The sequence below is a fragment of the Pseudomonas sp. ADPe genome, from assembly GCF_014843515.1.
Taxonomy (GTDB): Bacteria; Pseudomonadota; Gammaproteobacteria; order Pseudomonadales; family Pseudomonadaceae; genus Pseudomonas; species Pseudomonas citronellolis.
Window position 1 is genome coordinate 1,577,666 of the sequence record NZ_CP062122.1, and the last position, 16,141, is coordinate 1,593,806.

Annotated in this window: 17 protein-coding genes; 5 read left to right on the forward strand and 12 right to left on the reverse strand. The window is 67.6% G+C overall.

Translation table 11 applies throughout. The features are described from left to right. Positions 1 to 34: 34 nt before the first annotated feature. Positions 35 to 763 (reverse strand): DsbC family protein, encoded by a 729-nt coding sequence (locus IG194_RS07170; protein ID WP_009616374.1) that lies wholly within the window; start codon positions 761 to 763, stop codon positions 35 to 37. Positions 764 to 1,060: 297 nt separating this feature from the next. Further along, positions 1,061 to 1,957, reverse strand: a complete 897-nt coding sequence (xerD, locus tag IG194_RS07175; protein WP_009616372.1) for a site-specific tyrosine recombinase XerD — start codon at positions 1,955 to 1,957, stop codon at positions 1,061 to 1,063. Positions 1,958 to 2,052: 95 nt separating this feature from the next. On the opposite strand from xerD, the gene IG194_RS07180 reads away from it, so the two are divergent. Together IG194_RS07180 and IG194_RS07185 are read left to right on the forward strand one after the other, a co-directional pair. Then, the gene (locus IG194_RS07180) at positions 2,053 to 3,885 is read left to right on the forward strand and encodes a cation:proton antiporter (RefSeq protein ID WP_058487312.1); all 1,833 of its coding nucleotides are present in this window, start codon (positions 2,053 to 2,055) and stop codon (positions 3,883 to 3,885) included. A 116-nt stretch (positions 3,886 to 4,001) separates the two neighbouring features. Next, positions 4,002 to 4,679: a hypothetical protein gene (locus IG194_RS07185; protein ID WP_009616368.1), complete on the forward strand. Its 678-nt coding sequence runs from the start codon at positions 4,002 to 4,004 to the stop codon at positions 4,677 to 4,679. A gap of 383 nt (positions 4,680 to 5,062) precedes the next feature. Here the strand turns inward: IG194_RS07185 and rplS are convergent, their stop codons facing one another. From rplS to ffh, 5 genes are all read right to left on the reverse strand, one after another. Then, positions 5,063 to 5,413, reverse strand: coding sequence for a 50S ribosomal protein L19 (gene rplS, locus IG194_RS07190; RefSeq protein ID WP_009616363.1), 351 nt, complete (start codon positions 5,411 to 5,413; stop codon positions 5,063 to 5,065). A gap of 44 nt (positions 5,414 to 5,457) precedes the next feature. After that, positions 5,458 to 6,201, reverse strand: coding sequence for a tRNA (guanosine(37)-N1)-methyltransferase TrmD (gene trmD / locus IG194_RS07195; protein WP_009616361.1), 744 nt, complete (start codon positions 6,199 to 6,201; stop codon positions 5,458 to 5,460). Positions 6,202 to 6,225: 24 nt separating this feature from the next. After that, the gene (gene rimM, locus IG194_RS07200; RefSeq protein WP_009616348.1) at positions 6,226 to 6,759 is read right to left on the reverse strand and encodes a ribosome maturation factor RimM; all 534 of its coding nucleotides are present in this window, start codon (positions 6,757 to 6,759) and stop codon (positions 6,226 to 6,228) included. Between the two features lie 5 nt (positions 6,760 to 6,764). Next, positions 6,765 to 7,013: a 30S ribosomal protein S16 gene (gene rpsP, locus IG194_RS07205; RefSeq protein ID WP_009616346.1), complete on the reverse strand. Its 249-nt coding sequence runs from the start codon at positions 7,011 to 7,013 to the stop codon at positions 6,765 to 6,767. Between the two features lie 142 nt (positions 7,014 to 7,155). Then, positions 7,156 to 8,529 carry a signal recognition particle protein gene (ffh, locus tag IG194_RS07210; protein ID WP_009616344.1) on the reverse strand — a complete coding sequence of 458 codons (1,374 nt, stop codon included), beginning with the start codon at positions 8,527 to 8,529 and terminating at the stop codon, positions 7,156 to 7,158. 192 nt (positions 8,530 to 8,721) lie between these two features. Here ffh and IG194_RS07215 point away from each other — a divergent pair, with 192 nt between their 5' ends. The 3 genes from IG194_RS07215 to IG194_RS07225 all read left to right on the forward strand — a co-directional run bounded on the left by IG194_RS07215 (position 8,722) and on the right by IG194_RS07225 (position 12,442). Then, positions 8,722 to 9,522, forward strand: coding sequence for an inner membrane protein YpjD (locus IG194_RS07215; protein ID WP_009616342.1), 801 nt, complete (start codon positions 8,722 to 8,724; stop codon positions 9,520 to 9,522). Between the two features lie 46 nt (positions 9,523 to 9,568). Further along, a complete protein-coding gene (locus tag IG194_RS07220) occupies positions 9,569 to 10,867 on the forward strand; it encodes an HlyC/CorC family transporter (protein WP_043271416.1) in 1,299 nt (432 codons plus the stop codon). A gap of 273 nt (positions 10,868 to 11,140) precedes the next feature. Beyond that, positions 11,141 to 12,442 (forward strand): MFS transporter, encoded by a 1,302-nt coding sequence (locus IG194_RS07225; RefSeq protein ID WP_058487313.1) that lies wholly within the window; start codon positions 11,141 to 11,143, stop codon positions 12,440 to 12,442. Positions 12,443 to 12,769: 327 nt separating this feature from the next. On the opposite strand, the gene IG194_RS07230 is transcribed toward IG194_RS07225, so the two are convergent. Genes IG194_RS07230 through IG194_RS07250 form a run of 5 tightly spaced genes read right to left on the reverse strand, consistent with a single transcriptional unit; the run spans position 12,770 to position 16,062 of the window. Continuing rightward, positions 12,770 to 13,501 carry an SGNH/GDSL hydrolase family protein gene (locus IG194_RS07230; protein WP_058487314.1) on the reverse strand — a complete coding sequence of 244 codons (732 nt, stop codon included), beginning with the start codon at positions 13,499 to 13,501 and terminating at the stop codon, positions 12,770 to 12,772. Beyond that, positions 13,498 to 14,679: a formate-dependent phosphoribosylglycinamide formyltransferase gene (gene purT / locus IG194_RS07235; protein ID WP_058487315.1), complete on the reverse strand. Its 1,182-nt coding sequence runs from the start codon at positions 14,677 to 14,679 to the stop codon at positions 13,498 to 13,500. The genes IG194_RS07230 and purT overlap by 4 nt, the downstream gene beginning before the upstream one ends. A gap of 38 nt (positions 14,680 to 14,717) precedes the next feature. Then, positions 14,718 to 14,906 (reverse strand): DUF1289 domain-containing protein, encoded by a 189-nt coding sequence (locus tag IG194_RS07240; RefSeq protein ID WP_009616323.1) that lies wholly within the window; start codon positions 14,904 to 14,906, stop codon positions 14,718 to 14,720. Further along, a complete protein-coding gene (locus IG194_RS07245) occupies positions 14,903 to 15,427 on the reverse strand; it encodes a gamma carbonic anhydrase family protein (RefSeq protein ID WP_043271421.1) in 525 nt (174 codons plus the stop codon). The genes IG194_RS07240 and IG194_RS07245 overlap by 4 nt, the downstream gene beginning before the upstream one ends. A gap of 38 nt (positions 15,428 to 15,465) precedes the next feature. Next, complete coding sequence (locus tag IG194_RS07250; RefSeq protein WP_009616320.1) at positions 15,466 to 16,062, reverse strand: CoA pyrophosphatase; 597 nt, start codon at positions 16,060 to 16,062, stop codon at positions 15,466 to 15,468. Positions 16,063 to 16,141: the final 79 nt, after the last annotated feature.

Here is a 16,141-nt window from a genome sequence, read left to right on the forward strand (position 1 = left end):
CTCCCTATTAGTCAAATCAGGCGCAGGGCCCGATTCACTTGGTGTCCAGCACCAGCTTGGCGATTTCGCCGGCGCTCTGGTAACCCGGCAGCATCTGGCCGCTTTCGAGGATGATCGCCGGGGTGCCCTGCACGCCGACCATCTGGCCCAGCTGGAACTGCTTGTCCACCGGGTTGGGGCACTGCGCGGCCTTGATTTCCTTGCCGTGGAACATCTCGGTCATGGCCGCCGCGCGGTCCTTGGAGCACCACACCGCCTGCAGTTGCTGGTCACCCGGGGACTTCGGCCCCTGGCGCGGGAAGGCCAGGTAGCGCACCTCGATGCCGCGCTTGTTCAGCTCCGGCACCTCGGCGTGCAGCTTCTGGCAGTAGGGGCAGGTGGTGTCGGTGAACACGGTGATGTGCGCCTTGGCCTTGCCCTGGGCGGGGAACACCACCATGTCGCTGGCCGGCAGCGCATTGATGGTCTTGGCCACGCCGGCCGCCTCGGCGACCTCGGTGATGTTGGTGGCCGCGCCGTCCTTCACCTGGTAGATGTTGCCCTGCACCACGAAGTTGCCGTCGACGCTGGCGTAGAGCACCCGGCCGCCCTTGAGCTGGACCTGGTACAGGCCCTGCACGGGGCTGGCGCTGATGGTTTCGATGGGCAGGTCGGGCTGCAGCGACTGCAGGGTCTTGCGGATGGTCTGGTCGGGCTCGGCGGCCAGGACGAGGGTGCTGGCGAGGCCCAGGGCCGCGGCAGCCAGGAAACGGGACAGACGCATGGAAAACTCCTGTGGATGAACCTCGCAGCCTACCACAGCAGAGCCTGCGGACCGAACCGCGAGCTTGTAGCACGAGGCTTCAGGGCGCGCCGTTGGTCGATCAGGTCAAGCGGCGGATAACGCGAACGGTTATTCGCCCTACACCAGACAGGCCTATCTTGCCGGCTGCGCCGAGGCGCGCCTCAACGGATGGGTTGAGCCTTGGCGAAACCCATGCGGTCGTGGTGATGGGTATCGCTTCGCTCAACCCATCCTACGGGGTGTCCGGCCCATCGCGGACGGAGTCCGCTCCTACGCTCAGCCACGCGGGTGGTGCTGGGCGTGCAGCTCCTGCAGGCGCGCGCGGGCGATGTGGGTGTAGATCTGCGTGGTCGACAGGTCGCTGTGGCCCAGCAGCATCTGCACCACACGCAGGTCGGCGCCATGGTTGAGCAGGTGGGTGGCGAAGGCGTGGCGCAGGGTGTGCGGCGACAGCGACTTGCCGATGCCGGCGACCTTGGCGTGGTGCTTGATGCGGTGCCAGAAGGTCTGGCGGGTCATCTGTTCGCCGCGCAGGCTGGGGAAGAGCACGTCGCTGGGGCGGCCGCCGAGCAGGTCGTCGCGGGCGTTGCGCAGGTAGCGTTCGAGCCAGACGATGGCTTCCTCGCCCAGTGGCACCAGGCGCTCCTTGCTGCCCTTGCCGAACACCCGCACCACACCCTGGCGCAGGTTGAGCTGCTCCAGTGTCAGGCCGACCAGCTCGCTGACGCGCAGGCCGCAGGCGTAGAGCACCTCCAGCATGGCGCGGTCGCGCAGGCCCAGCGGGTCCTCGGTCTCCGGCGCGGCCAGCAGCGCTTCCACGTCGGCCTCGGACAGCGACTTGGGCAGCGGCTTGCCCAGCTGCGGCAGTTCCACCTGCAGGGTCGGGTCCTCGGCGATGAGCCCCTCGCGCAGGCAGTAACGGTAGAAACCGCGCACGCCGGAGAGGAAGCGCGCGGTGGAGCGGGCCTTGTAGCCCTGGGCCAGGCGCCAGGCCAGGTGGTCGAGGATCGCCTCGCGGCCGGCGCGCTCCAGGCTCACGCCCTGCTCCCCCAGCCAGCCGTTGAACAGCGCCAGGTCGCTGCCGTAGGCCAGGCGGGTGTTGTCGGCAAGGCCCTTTTCCAGCCAGAGGGCGTCGAGGAAGCGGTCGATCAGCGGGTGCGCAACGGGATTCACGGCGGTTTTCGGATTCTAAAGCGGACGGGGCGCGGCTAGTCTTCCACAGGCGGGCCGTCCGCGGCCAGCCATCCCCTCGTCAAGGAACCCTCTGCATGGATGAAACCCGAGTTCTGCTTTCCCTCGGCGGCATCGGCGCCGGCGCCCTGCTCTGCCAGTGGCTGGCCTGGCGCCTGCGCCTGCCGGCGATCCTCTTCCTGCTGCTGTCCGGCATCCTCGCCGGGCCCCTGCTCGGCCTGCTCGACCCGCAGGCGCTGTTCGGCCCGCTGCTGTTCCCCCTGGTCTCGCTGTCGGTGGCGCTGATCCTCTTCGAGGGCAGCCTCACCCTGCACTTCAGCGAGTGGCGCGAGATCGGCAAGGTGGTGCAGCGCATGGTCACCTGGGGCGCGCTGCTGACCTGGGGCGTGATCGCCCTGGCGGTGCACTGGCTGCTGGACTTCAGCTGGGAGATGGCACTGCTGTTCGGCACCCTCACCCTGGTCACCGGCCCCACGGTGATAGTGCCGATGCTGCGGGTGGTGCGGCCGAAGGCGGCCATCGCCAACATCCTGCGCTGGGAGGGCATCGTCATCGACCCCATAGGCGCGCTGCTGGCGGTGGTGGTCTACAGCTTCATCGCCGCCAGCGACACCGGCAGCGGCTGGCGCCACAGCCTTGGCGCCTTCGCCGGGGTGATCGCCTGCGGCAGCGCCTTCGGCATCCTCGGCGGCCTGGCCCTGGGCCAGGTGCTGCGCCGCCAGTGGCTGCCGGACTACCTGCACAACCTGGCCGCGCTGTCGGCGGTGCTGGGCATCTTCATCGGCGCCAACCTCACGGTGCACGAGTCCGGCCTGCTGGCGGTGACGCTGATGGGCATGTGCCTGGCCAACATGAAGGGCGTGGACGTGCGGCAGATCCTGCACTTCAAGGAGAACCTCAGCGTGCTGCTGATCTCCGGCCTGTTCATCGTCCTCGCCGCGCGCCTGGACCTGTCCGCCCTGCTCGGCCTGGGCCCGGCGGCGCTGCTGGTGCTGGCGCTGATCCAGTTCGTCGCCCGCCCGCTGAACGTGCTGGTGAGCAGCGCCGGCTCGTCGCTGAACTGGCGCGAACGGGCGCTGCTGGCCTGGATAGCACCGCGCGGGATAGTCGCGGCGGCGGTCTCGGCGATCTTCGCCATCCGCCTGCAGGAGGCCGGCCACGAGCAGGCCCAGTTGCTGGTGCCGCTGACCTTCCTGGTGATCATCGGCACCGTGGTCCTGCAAAGCGCCACCGCGCGGCCCCTGGCGCGCCTGCTGAAAGTGGCGGAGCCGGCGCCCAGCGGCTTCCTCATCGTCGGCGCCAACCCGGTGGCGCGGGCCATAGGCGCGGCGCTGAAGAACGCCGGCAGCCGCGTGCTGCTCACCGACTCCAGCTGGGAGAACATCCGCGCCGCGCGCATGGACAACCTGCCCACCTACTTCGGCAACCCCACCTCACAGCATGCCGAGGCGCACCTGGACCTGGTCGGCCTCGGCCACCTGCTGGCCCTGTCGCCCTCCGGCGAGCTGAACACCCTGGCCTGCATGCGCTTCCGCCACGAGTTCGGCGCGCGCCTCTTCAGCCTGACCAGCGGCCAGGAGAGCCGGCGCACCGACAAGCACCGCGCCAGCGACCAGCACCGCGGGCACAACCTGAGCCCGCGCGAGCTGAGCTACCCGCAGTTCGCCGGCCTGCTGTCCCGCGGCGCCGAGGTGCGCAGCACCCTGCTCAGCGAGAGCTTCGGCTGGGAGCAGTACCAGGCGCTGTACGGCAACGCCGCCACACTGCTGTTCGCCCGCGATCCGTCGGGCTGGATGCACGTGGCCAGCAGCACCCGGCCGCTGAACCCCGCGGAAGGCTGGCTGGTGATAGCGCTGATCGAGGAAGGCGCCCACGCGGCCGGCAAGGAGGACGACCGGCAGTCGGAATGAGCCGGGATCGGCTGGCGAATCGTCCGTCAGCCTATCCTAAGATGGGTGACAGGGCGGGGTGCCGGAGACAATGATTGCACCACGCCATCATTCTTTCAGCTCCACGGTCCACAACCATGCCCAACACCCAGAATTCCCGCCTCGGCCAGATTCTCGTCAGCAAGGGCCTGATCAGCGCCGCCCAACTGGACCAGGCGATCCAGCTGCAATTGCGCAACGGCCTGCGCCTGGGGGAAACCCTGATCGCCCAGGGCTGGGTCAGCGAACGCCAGGTCAAGCGGGCGCTGAAGAAGCAGAACAACCTGCGCCTGGCCGCCACCCTGGTGGCGGCCCTGCTCGGGCCCTTCCAGCTGGCCAGCGCGGACATCCAGCGCCAACAGGCCCCGGCGATCAGCCAGAGCCACCAGCAGCGCGGGCTGAAGCCGCTGAGCGACAGCGAAATGAGCGGCATCAATGCCCAGGGCTTCGACGAAACCCTGCAGAGCCTGTTCGTCAGCGCCGAGGCCGGCGACGGCGTGGGCACCATGAAGCAACTGGCGCGCCTGGTGCTGCCGGTGGTGGACAGCCTGCAGGCCGAAACCTCGATGAAGGACGTGGTCTACGACACCGAGCACATGGCCTCCAGCCTCAACCCCGACGGCTCGATCAGCCTGCGCCTGCCCAGCTCCATCGGCGAGATGCGCTTCGACAACATCCGCGTCGCCGGCGCCCCGCAGAGCCAGAGCATGGGCAGCCTGAGCCTGCAGGACATCGACCTGTCCCAGGCTTCGCTGCACGTCAGCATGCGGCCCTGAGGAAGCCGGGAAGCAGGGAGTCATCCTGCTGGTCTGATCGCGGACGGAGTCCGCTCCTACGTTGCAGGCGAACATGGCTTTTCATAGGAGCGAGCTTGCTCGCGAACCGCATGGCACCGCGTTTGTTCGCGAGCAAGAACTAGGCGTCCCCCTCGATCCTACGAAGAGCACCTACGCCGTCGTTCTCGGCAGCGGCATTTCGGGCCAACGGCGGATAACCGCGAACGGTTATGCGCCCTACGGTTCCGGAGGCACAGTTGTAGGAGCGCGCCCTGCGCGCGAAATCGCGGGCAGGGCCCGCTACAGGCGTCCCCGGCAAATCGCAGGCATGAAAAAAGCAGCCCGAGGGCTGCTTTTTTCCGGATCGACTGGGAGTCGTGGACTCAGACCAGTTTTTCCTTGATGCGCGCTGCCTTGCCGGACAGTTCGCGGAGGTAGTACAGCTTGGCCTTGCGCACGTCGCCGCGACGCTTGACGCTGACGCTGTCGACCAGCGGGCTGTAGGTCTGGAAGGTACGCTCTACGCCTACGCCGTTGGAGATCTTGCGAACGGTGAACGCGCTGTTCAGGCCGCGGTTACGCTTGCCGATCACGACGCCTTCGAAGGCCTGCAGACGCTGACGGTCGCCTTCCTTCACTTTCACCTGGACGATTACGGTGTCGCCGGGGGCGAACGCCGGAATCTCTTTGTTCATCTGTTCAGCTTCGATCTGCTGAATGATCTTGTTGGTCATCTCAGTGCTCCTAAGACAAGCGCTTGGCGCTCGCCATCGATACGTTAACTATCGTCCCGCTGGCGGATGTATTCCTCCAGCAGCTTCTTCTCTTCTCCAGAAAGCGAGCGGCAATCCAGAAGATCGGCACGTCGTTCCCAGGTCCTTCCAAGGGACTGCTGCAAACGCCAGCGCCGGATGTGTTCGTGGTTGCCGCTTAGCAGCACCTCGGGAACACGTTTGTCTGCGTACACCTCGGGTCGGGTGTAGTGCGGACAGTCGAGCAGGCCGTCGGTGAACGAGTCCTCCTCGGCGGAGTCCACGTGGCCCAATGCACCGGGCAACAACCGTGTGACCGCGTCGATCAGCACCATGGCCGGAAGCTCACCCCCGGACAGGACATAATCGCCAATCGACCATTCCTCATCCACGTGCTCTTCGATGAAGCGCTCGTCGATGCCTTCGTAACGCCCGGCTATGAGGATCAACCGCTCCTCGTTCGCCAGTTCCTTCACGGCCGCCTGCGTCAGTTTGCGGCCCTGCGGCGACAGGTAGATCACCTTCGCCGGTCCGCCTGCGGCTTGCCGGGCATCGCCCAGTGCGCCTTCCAGCGGCTTGATCTTCATCACCATGCCCGGACCACCGCCGAAGGGCCGGTCGTCCACCGTCTGGTGACGGTCATCAGTGTTGTTGCGTGGGTTGAAACACTCGAGCCGGATCAGCTCCTGTTTCACCGCACGGCTGGTGATGCCGTAGTCACTGATGGCGCGGAACATCTCCGGAAAGATGCTGATGACTCCGATCCACATGGGTTGAAACTCCTACCCTGCGGGTCAGAAATCCGCGTCCCAGTCCACCCTGATCTCGCCAGCCGCCAGGTCCACCGATTGCACGCATTGCTCCGTATAGGGCAACAGGCGCTCGCGGTCATCCAGGCTGCCCGCACAGGGCTTGACCACCATCACGTCGTTGGCGCCGGTCTCCAGCATGTGGTCGAGTATCCCGAACAGTTGCCCGTTCGTGTCGATCACCTTGAGACCTTCCAACTGGCTCCAGTAGAACTCGCCGTCGTCCAGCTCCGGGAGCTCGCTGCGCGGTACCAGGATCTCGAAATCCGCATAGGTGCGGGCGACTTCGCGATCGTCCAGTCCCTTCAGCTTCGCCACCAGGACATTGCCCTGCACGCGGCCACTGACCAGTTCAGCCTGTCGAACCTCGGTGCCACGCTTGAGCGTCCAGCGCCGGTAGTCCAGCAGGTTGTCCAACGGGTCGGTAAAGGAATACACCTTCACCTCGCCACGAATGCCATGCACGGAAACTATCTTGCCGAGTACGATCATTTCCTCGGCGGCAGGCATCGTGTTCATCGACTTCAGGCAGCCTTGGCGGCGTCCTTGAGCAGTTGAGCGACGCGCTCGGACGGTTGAGCGCCTTGGCTCAGCCAGTAGTTGACGCGCTCCTGGTTGACCGAGAGCTTGACTTCGGCGCCAGTGGCGACGGGGTTGAAGAAGCCGACGCGCTCGACGAAACGGCCGTCACGAGCGTTGCGGCTGTTGGTCACGGTCAGGTGATAGAACGGGCGCTTCTTGGAGCCGCCACGAGCCAGACGAATGGTTACCATGCGTACGTTGTTCCTATGGTTTGCTTGCAAAAAAGAAATGCAGCCCTCGGGCAAGGAGCCCGAAAGGCCGCATATTCTATGAGCTAAAGCCCCGCGCCGCAAGCCGCAGCACGTCGGCCCGCCAGCCAGGCGGGCCTGCGGGTCACATCTTCGGCATGCCGCCGGGGAACATGCTCCCCATGCCGCGCATCATCTTGGCCATGCCGCCCTTGGCGGTGACCTTCTTCATCATCTTCTGCATCTGCTTGTGCTGCTTGATGAGGCGGCCGACGTCCTGCACCTGGGTGCCCGAACCCATGGCGATGCGGCGCTTGCGCGAGCCGCTGATCACTTCCGGGTCGCGGCGCTCGGCGGGGGTCATGGAGTTGATGATCGCCTCCATCTGCTTGAACTGCTTCTCCGCCGCGCCCTGGGCGTTGCCCATCTGCGCCAGGTTGACGCCGCCGAGCATCGGCAGCTTGTCCATCAGGCTGCCCAGGCCGCCCATGTTCTTCATCTGCTGCAGCTGGTCGCGGAAGTCTTCGAGGTCGAAGCCCTTGCCCTTCTTGATCTTCTTCGCGAGCTTCTCGGCCTTCTCGCGGTCCATGTTCTGCTCGGCCTGCTCGATCAGGCTGAGCACGTCGCCCATGCCGAGGATGCGCGAGGCCACGCGGTCCGGGTGGAAGGGGTCGAGGGCTTCGCTCTTCTCGCCCATGCCGAGGAACTTGATCGGCTTGCCGGTGATGGCGCGCACCGACAGCGCGGCGCCGCCGCGGGCGTCGCCGTCGACCTTGGTCAGCACCACGCCGGTCAGCGGCAGGGCGTCGTTGAAGGCCTTGGCGGTGTTGGCGGCGTCCTGGCCGGTCATGGCGTCGACCACGAACAGGGTTTCCACCGGCTGGATCGCCGCGTGGACCTGCTTGATCTCGTCCATCATCTGGCTGTCGACGTGCAGGCGACCGGCGGTATCCACGATCACCACGTCGATGAACTTCAGCTTCGCCTCGCGGATCGCCGCCTCGGCGATGGCCACCGGCTTCTGGCTGGTGTCCGAGGGGAAGAAGGTCACGCCGATGTCGTTGGCCAGGGTTTCCAGCTGCTTGATCGCCGCCGGGCGGTAGACGTCCGCCGAAACCACCAGCACCGACTTCTTCTTGCGCTCCTTGAGGAAGCGCGCCAGCTTGCCGGCGGTGGTGGTCTTGCCCGCGCCCTGCAGGCCGGCCATGAGGATGACCGCCGGCGGCGCGGCGTTGAGCGCCAGGTCCTCGTTGGCCGCGCCCATCAGCTCGACCAGTTCGGCCTGCACGATCTTCACGAAGGCCTGGCCCGGGGTCAGGCTCTTGGACACCTCGGTGCCGACCGCGCGCTCCTTGATGCGGTTGACGAAGTCCTTGACCACCGGCAGGGCCACGTCGGCCTCGAGCAGGGCCATCCGCACTTCGCGGAGCGTATCCTTGATGTTGTCCTCGGTCAGCTTGGCTTTGCCGGTGACCTGGCGCAGCGTTTGCGAGAGGCGGTCTGTAAGGTTTTCGAACATGCGCGTTCCTATCGGGCCGGGAGCGGCCGGGGTGGGCGTGGCAGCAAGCGCGGGATTATAACCAACTGCGAAGGCCACAGACACCGCCGATGATCCCGCCGCAGCGAGAAAGCGAAGCGTTCCCGGCTGCTTTCTAGGCATGGCCGTTCTGTGCCAAACTCGGCACCTTTCGAAGGATTCGCCCAAGACGCTATGCACCCTCTGCTGCCCAGCCTGCTCGCCGCCCTCCTCTACCTGGGCGCCACGGCCTACCACGGTGTCTGCCTGGCGCGCCGCGCCGCGCCGAACAAACCCCTGCTGCTGGTGCTCGGCCTGGCCGCGCTGGTCGCCCAGTGCCTGGGCCTGACCCCGCAACTGCTGACCGACGCCGGGCTGGTGCTGGACTTCTTCAACGCCGCCAACCTGATCGCCGCGGCGGTGATCGCCCTGACCCTGCTGGCCTGCCTGCGCATCCCGGTGGAGAACCTGCTGCTGTTCCTCTTCCCGCTGGGCATGCTGACCGCCGCGCTGTCGGTGCTGGTGCCCCACGGCACCCTGGAGCCGATCAACGAGCAGCCGGGCATCCTCGCGCACATCCTGCTCTCGGTGCTGGCCTACGGCCTGCTCACCATCGCGGTGTTCCAGGCCCTGCTGCTGCTGGTGCAGGACCATCGCCTGAAGCACAAGCACCCGGCCGGGCTGATCCGCAACTTCCCGCCGCTGCAGACCATGGAAAGCCTGCTGTTCGGCTTCCTCTGGGGCGGCTGGGTGCTGCTCTCGCTGTCGCTGGTGTCCGGCTGGCTGTTCCTCGACAACCTGTTCACCCAGCACCTGGCGCACAAGACCATCCTCTCCTGTTTCGCCTGGGTGGTCTTCGCCGTGCTGCTGTGGGGCCGCCACCAGCTCGGCTGGCGCGGGCACAAGGCGATCCGCTGGACCCTGGCCGGCTTCTGCCTGTTGATGCTGGCCTACTTCGGCAGCAAGCTGGTCAAGGAATTCATCCTGCACATCTGAGCCCGGCGGCGCCTGGGCGCCACGGAACGCTGAGGGCACCCGACGCATGGGCGACATCCATCCCGGCTACCTGATCGGCCTGCTGGTCTTCCTGCTGCTGTGCTCGGCGTTCTTCTCCAGCGTCGAGACCGGCGTGCTCAGCCTGGACCGCTACCGCCTGCGCCACCAGGCCAAGCAGGGCAACCGCGCGGCGCGGCGCACCAGCTGGCTGCTGCTGCGCACCGACCGCCTGCTGGGCACCATCCTCATCGGCAACAACCTGGTCAACGTCATCGCCTCGTCCCTGGCCACCCTGCTGGCCCTGCGCCTGTGGGGCGACTTCGCGGTGGCGCCCACGGCCCTGGCGCTGACTCTGGTGCTGCTGATCTTCGGCGAGATCACCCCCAAGACCTACGCCACCCTGCGCCCGGAACGCGTGGCCTTCCCCGCCAGCCTGCCGCTGCTGTGGCTGCAGCGCCTGTTCAGCCCGCTGCTGTGGCTGATGAACGGGGTGAGCAACGGCATCCTCCGGCTATGCGGCCTGGACCCGGCGCAGCGCCGCAGCCGGCCGCTGAACAACGACGAGCTGCGCAGCGTGGTCAGCGAATCCAGCGAGAAGCTCAGCGCCAACCGCCAGGACATGCTGCTGAGCATCCTCGACCTGGAAAAGATCACCGTGAACGACCTCATGGTGCCGCGCAACGAGGTGCAGGGCATCGACCTGGACGACGACGTGGAAAGCATCATCGGCCAGCTGCGCAACACCACCCACACGCGCCTGCCGGTGTTCCGCAACGACATCAACCAGGTCGAGGGCATCGTCCACATGCGTCAGATCGCCCGCCTGCTGACGCACAACCAACTGACCAAGGACAGCCTGCGCGCCGCCTGCCTGGAGCCCTACTTCATTCCCGAGAGCACGCCGCTGTCGACCCAGCTGATCAACTTCCAGAAGCAGAAGCGGCGCATCGGCATCGTCGTCGACGAGTATGGCGAGGTGATCGGCATCATCACCCTGGAAGACATCCTCGAGGAGATCGTCGGCGAGTTCAGCAACGCCGACGCCCTGCGCAACCCGGACATCCACCCCCAGGCCGACGGCACCTACGTGATCGACGGCTCGGCGAATATCCGCGAGCTCAACCGCGCCCTCGGCTGGCAGTTGCCCAGCGAGGGCCCGAAGACCCTCAACGGCCTGGTCACCGAGGCCCTGGAGCAGATCCCCGACTGCCCGGTGTGCCTGCGCATCGGCCCCTACCGCCTGGAAATCCTGCAGTCCGGCGAGAACCGCGTGAAGAGCGTGCGCGTCTGGCTCACCGGGCGCGCCGCCGCGCCGGCGCCGGGCAGCGCCGACGGGCTTGCCTGAGCGGCCGGCCCGCGCCCTATAATCGCCCCCTGCTTACCCAGCATCCCGCGCCAGGGCCCGCGCTACCCGCGCAACGCCCGGCGCCAGTCGCCCGCCCGAGCCCGGCCCCGTGCCTGCGCCCGGCGAAGCACCCGGCCTCGCCCCGACCCGCCGCGAGGTTCCCGTTCCTGCCCCTACCCGGGTGGCGCTTCCCGCCTCGCGCACGGGCATTGCCTCCATCGCCGCCGGACACGCCCGCAGAGCTGTGCCGGCCATGACTGACAGGGATATCCCATGACCACCGCCAGCCTTGCCGCTGCCGCCGAACAGCAACCCGCCAACTCCACCGCGCGGGTCGCGGTCGCCAGCTTCATCGGCACCGCCATCGAGTTCTACGACTTCTACGTCTACGCCACCGCCGCCGCCCTGGTGATCGGCCCGGTGTTCTTCCCGCAGACCTCGGGCACCGCGCAGATGCTCAGCGCCTTCATCACCTTCGGCATCGCCTTCCTCGCCCGGCCGCTGGGCTCGGCGCTGTTCGGCCACTTCGGCGACCGCGTCGGGCGCAAGTCGACGCTGGTCGCCTCGCTGTTGCTGATGGGCCTGTCCACCACCCTGATCGGCCTGCTGCCGGGCTATGACAGCATCGGCGCCTGGGCCCCGGCGCTGCTCTGCCTGCTGCGCTTCGGCCAGGGCCTGGGGCTGGGCGGGGAATGGGGCGGCGCCGCGCTGCTGGCCACGGAGAACGCGCCCAGGCACCGCCGCGCCTGGTTCGGCATGTTCCCGCAGATGGGCCCGTCGATCGGCTTCCTCGCCGCCAACGGCCTGTTCCTCGGCCTGGCCATGACCCTCAGCGAGGAGCAGTTCCGCGCCTGGGGCTGGCGCATTCCCTTCATCCTCAGCGCGCTGCTGGTGATCGTCGGCCTCTACGTGCGCCTGAAACTGTCGGAAACCCCGGTGTTCGCCAAGGCCATGGAACGCCAGGAGCGCTCCAGCCTGCCGATCGCCGAGCTGTTCGCCCAGCACTGGCGCCCGGTGCTGCTGGGCGCGCTGGCCATGGTGGTGTGCTATGCGCTCTTCTATATCTCCACGGTGTTCTCGCTGAGCTACGGGGTGACCAGCCTGGGCTACAGCCGCGAACAGTTCCTCGGCCTGCTGTGCTTCGCCGTGCTGTTCATGGCCGCGGCCACGCCCATCTCCGCCTGGCTGAGCGACCGCTACGGGCGCCGCCCGGTGCTGATCGTCGGCTGCATCGCCGCCATCCTCTCCGGCTTCACCATGCAGCCGCTGCTGAGCCAGGGCTCGTCGGTGGAAGTGGCAGCCTTCCTGGCCCTGGAGCTGTTCCTCATGGGCGTGACCTTCGCCCCCATGGGCGCCCTGCTGCCGGAACTCTTCCCCACCCGCGTGCGCTACACCGGCGCCTCGGCGGCCTACAACCTGGGCGGCATCCTCGGCGCCTCGGTAGCGCCCTACATCGCCCAGAAGCTGGTGGGCATGGGCGGGCTGAGCTGGGTCGGCGGCTACGTGTCGGTGGCGGCGGCGCTGAGCCTGATCGCGGTGCTGTGCCTGCATGAGACGCGGGAGCGGGAGCTCTGAGCGGCGCCGATCTCCTGTAGGAGCGCGCCCTGCGCGCGAATCGCGGGCAGGGCCCGCTCCTACAAGAGCAGGGGAAGCGCCGTGTTTCCTGGATACGTAGCGGATCTCATCCGCGAATCGCGCCGATACGTCCGGCCATCGCGGACAAGGTCCGCTCCTACGGGGCATGGTGTGGCGGGGCGCAGGGGCAACTGTCTTGCGCCGAGGTGTTCTTCGTAGGATGGGTTGAGCTTGCGAAACCCATGCGGTTGCGGCGATGGGTATCGCTTCGCTCAACGCCATCCTACGAAAAGCCGTGCTTCCTGGAACCGCATCCGCGATCCGGCCTCAGCCGCGCTCCACGGCCACCAGCCACTGGGCCAGGTGCTCGCCCCACACCTGGTAGCCCAGCGCCGACGGGTGATAGCCATCGATGGCGAGATACTGCGGCTGCATCTCCAGCCCCACCGCGCAGTATCCAGCGCCTAGCGCCGTAGCCAATTCCCGCAACTGGCCATCCAGCAACGCAGCGCGCCAGCCCAGCAACTGCCGCAGCAGCCAGGGCAAGGCGCGGAAATGCCGTAGCGGCGGCACCGCCGTGCACACCACTCGCGCGCCATCGGCCTGGAAATGCCCGATCAGCCGGGCGATGGCCGCCCGCCAGCGCTCGCCGGAACTGAAATGGGTGGTGTCGTTGACGCCGAAGACCAGGGTCACCAGGTCATATCGCCCCTCGGCCAGCGGCAGCAGGCGCTCGCAGGCCTCGGACGCGGTAATGCCGTTCTCCCCCAGCGCCCGCCAGGCCACCGGCCGTTGCAGGCGCGCCGCCAGGGCCGTGGCCAGGCGCCCGGCCAGGGCGAAGTCCAGGCAGGAGGCACCGACGCCGGCGACGGTCGACTCGCCCAGCAACAGCAGCCTCAACGGCTCGCCGGGAAATGTGGCGCCGGCCAGTCCCTCGCTGGAACCGGCCGCCGGCGCCAGGCGCAAAGCCGTGCGCCGGGTGCGCACGGCCATCGGCAGGGCCAGCGGCAACAGCGGCAGCGCCGCCGCCCACCAGGCCAGCCCCGCCAGGCGGTTCACAGCTCGATGACCACCGCCTCGGCCGAACGGGTGGCCTTGGCCCGCGCTTCCTCGATGGATTCGGCGCGCGCCAGGGCCACGCCCATGCGCCGCTGGCCGGAGACTTCCGGCTTGCCGAACAGGCGCAGGGCGCTGTCCGCCTCGGTCAGCGCGGCGCCCAGGTTGCCGAAGCTGACCTGCTGCGACTCGCCGTCCACCAGGATCACCGCCGAGGCCGAGGGCCCGAACTGGCGGATCGCCGGAATCGGCAGGCCGAGGATGGCCCGCGCGTGCAGGGCGAACTCGGAGAGGTCCTGGGAGATCAGGGTGACCAGGCCGGTGTCGTGGGGGCGCGGCGAGACTTCGCTGAACCACACCTGGTCGCCCTTGACGAACAACTCCACGCCGAACAGGCCGCGGCCGCCCAATGCCTCGGTGACCGCCTTGGCCACGCGCTCGGACTCGGCCAGGGCCTTCGGGCTCATGGCCTGGGGCTGCCAGGATTCGTGGTAGTCGCCCTTGACCTGGCGGTGGCCGATGGGCGCGCAGAAGGTGGTGCCGCCGACGTGGCGCACGGTGAGCAGGGTGATTTCGTAGTCGAAGTCGATGAAGCCTTCGACGATCACCCGGCCCTTGCCGGCGCGGCCACCTTCCTGGGCGTAGTCCCAGGCGGCCTTGAGCTCGGCGTCGGACTTGAGCACGCTCTGGCCCTTGCCCGAGGAACTCATGATCGGCTTGACCACGCAGGGGTAGCCCACCGCTGCGGCACCGGCGACGTAGTCCTCGTATGTGTCGGCGAAGTGGTACGGCGAGGTGGGCAGGCCCAGTTCCTCGGCGGCCAGGCGGCGGATGCCCTCGCGGTTCATGGTCAGCTGCGCGGCGCGGGCGGTGGGCACCACGGTGTAGCCCTCGGCCTCCAGCTCCACCAGGGTGGCGGTGGCGATGGCCTCGATTTCCGGGACTATGTAGTGCGGCTTCTCCTGCTCGATCACCGCGCGCAGGGCGGCGCCATCGAGCATGCTCAGCACGTGGCTGCGGTGCGCCACCTGCATGGCCGGGGCGTTGGCGTAGCGGTCGCAGGCGATCACTTCGCAGCCCAGGCGTTGCAGTTCGATCACCACTTCCTTGCCCAGCTCGCCGGAGCCACAGAGCAGTACGCGGGTCGCCGTGGGCGACAGGGGGGTTCCAATACGGGGCATTGCGTGCAACCTCGGGAAGGGGATGTTCTGTCGGCGCGCTAGAGCAGCACGCCCTGTTCGCGGGCGCGCTCATGGCACAGGCGCAGCACCTCGCGGCGCTCGTCGTTGTCCATGCGGCCCCAGCGGGTGATTTCGTCGGCCGTGCGCTGGCAGCCTATGCACAGGTCCTGATCGTCCAGGGTGCAGACGTAGACGCAGGGCGAGGCCACCGGGCGTTCCTGGCTCATTCTTCCTGCCCGGCCAGGTCGCGGGCGTAGCGCTGGGCGTTGTGCACGTAGTGGGCGGCGCTGGCTTCGAGCATCTTCTTCTGCTGCTCGCTCAGCTCGCGCACCACCTTGCCGGGCGAGCCCATGACCAGGGAGCCGTCGGGAATCACCTTGCCCTCGGGGATCAGCGAATTGGCGCCGATGATGCAGTACTTGCCGATCTTCGCGCCGTTGAGCACCACGGCGTTGATGCCGATCAGGCTGTAGTCGTCCACCGTGCAGCCGTGCAGCATGACGTTGTGGCCGATGGTCACGCCCTTGCCGATGTTCAGCGGGAAGCCCATGTCGGTGTGCATCACGGTGCCGTCCTGGACGTTGCTGTTCTCGCCGATGTGGATCAGCTCGTTGTCGCCACGCAGCACGGCGTTGAACCAGACGCTGGCGCCGGCGTCCAGGCGCACCTTGCCGATCACCGCGGCGTTCGGGGCGATCCAGCTGTCGGGGTGGGTTTCGACTCGGGCGTCGCCCAGGCGGTATTTCATCGGTGGCTCCTCAGGCATCTCGTTGTTGTACGCGCCGCTCAGCTGAGCTTGATGAATTGTGGCGGCGCTTGGTGCAGGTCGATGCGGTCATCGAACAGCAGGTTGACCAGTTCGACGACCATGATCGCCGACAGGCCCCAGATCTTGTATTCGCCGAAGCGGTAGCTGGGCACGTACCAGCTGCGCCCGAAGTAGTCGATGCGGTGGGTCATTTCCCGCGGGTCGCCGCGGAAGAACTCCAGCGGCACCTTGAACACCGCGGCGATCTCGCCGTCGTTGGGGGTGTACTCGACGAAGTCGGGAACGAAACCGACGAACGGCGTCACCTTGATGCCATGGCGCGAGACCAGGGTGCTCAGCGGCCCGACCACCTCCACCAGGCTCGGCGGCAGGGCGATCTCCTCCTCGGCCTCGCGCAGGGCGGTGTGGATCAGGTCGACGTCCTCGGGGTCGCGGCGCCCGCCGGGGAAGGCCACCTCGCCGCTGTGGGTGGACAACCCGGTGGCGCGCAGGGTCAGCACCAGCTCCTCGCTGGGGGTGATGGGCAGCAGCACCGCCGCTTCGGGGAAGCGCTGCTCGCTGTTCAGGTCCTGGGGGGTGTGCGCCGTGATGCGCCGGCGCAGCTCGTCCAGCATGCGGACATCCTGCGTGTAAGCCATTCTCTCAATTGTGGAATCATGGCATGAAAGGCTGCCTCGCCCAAGCCCCACCCCC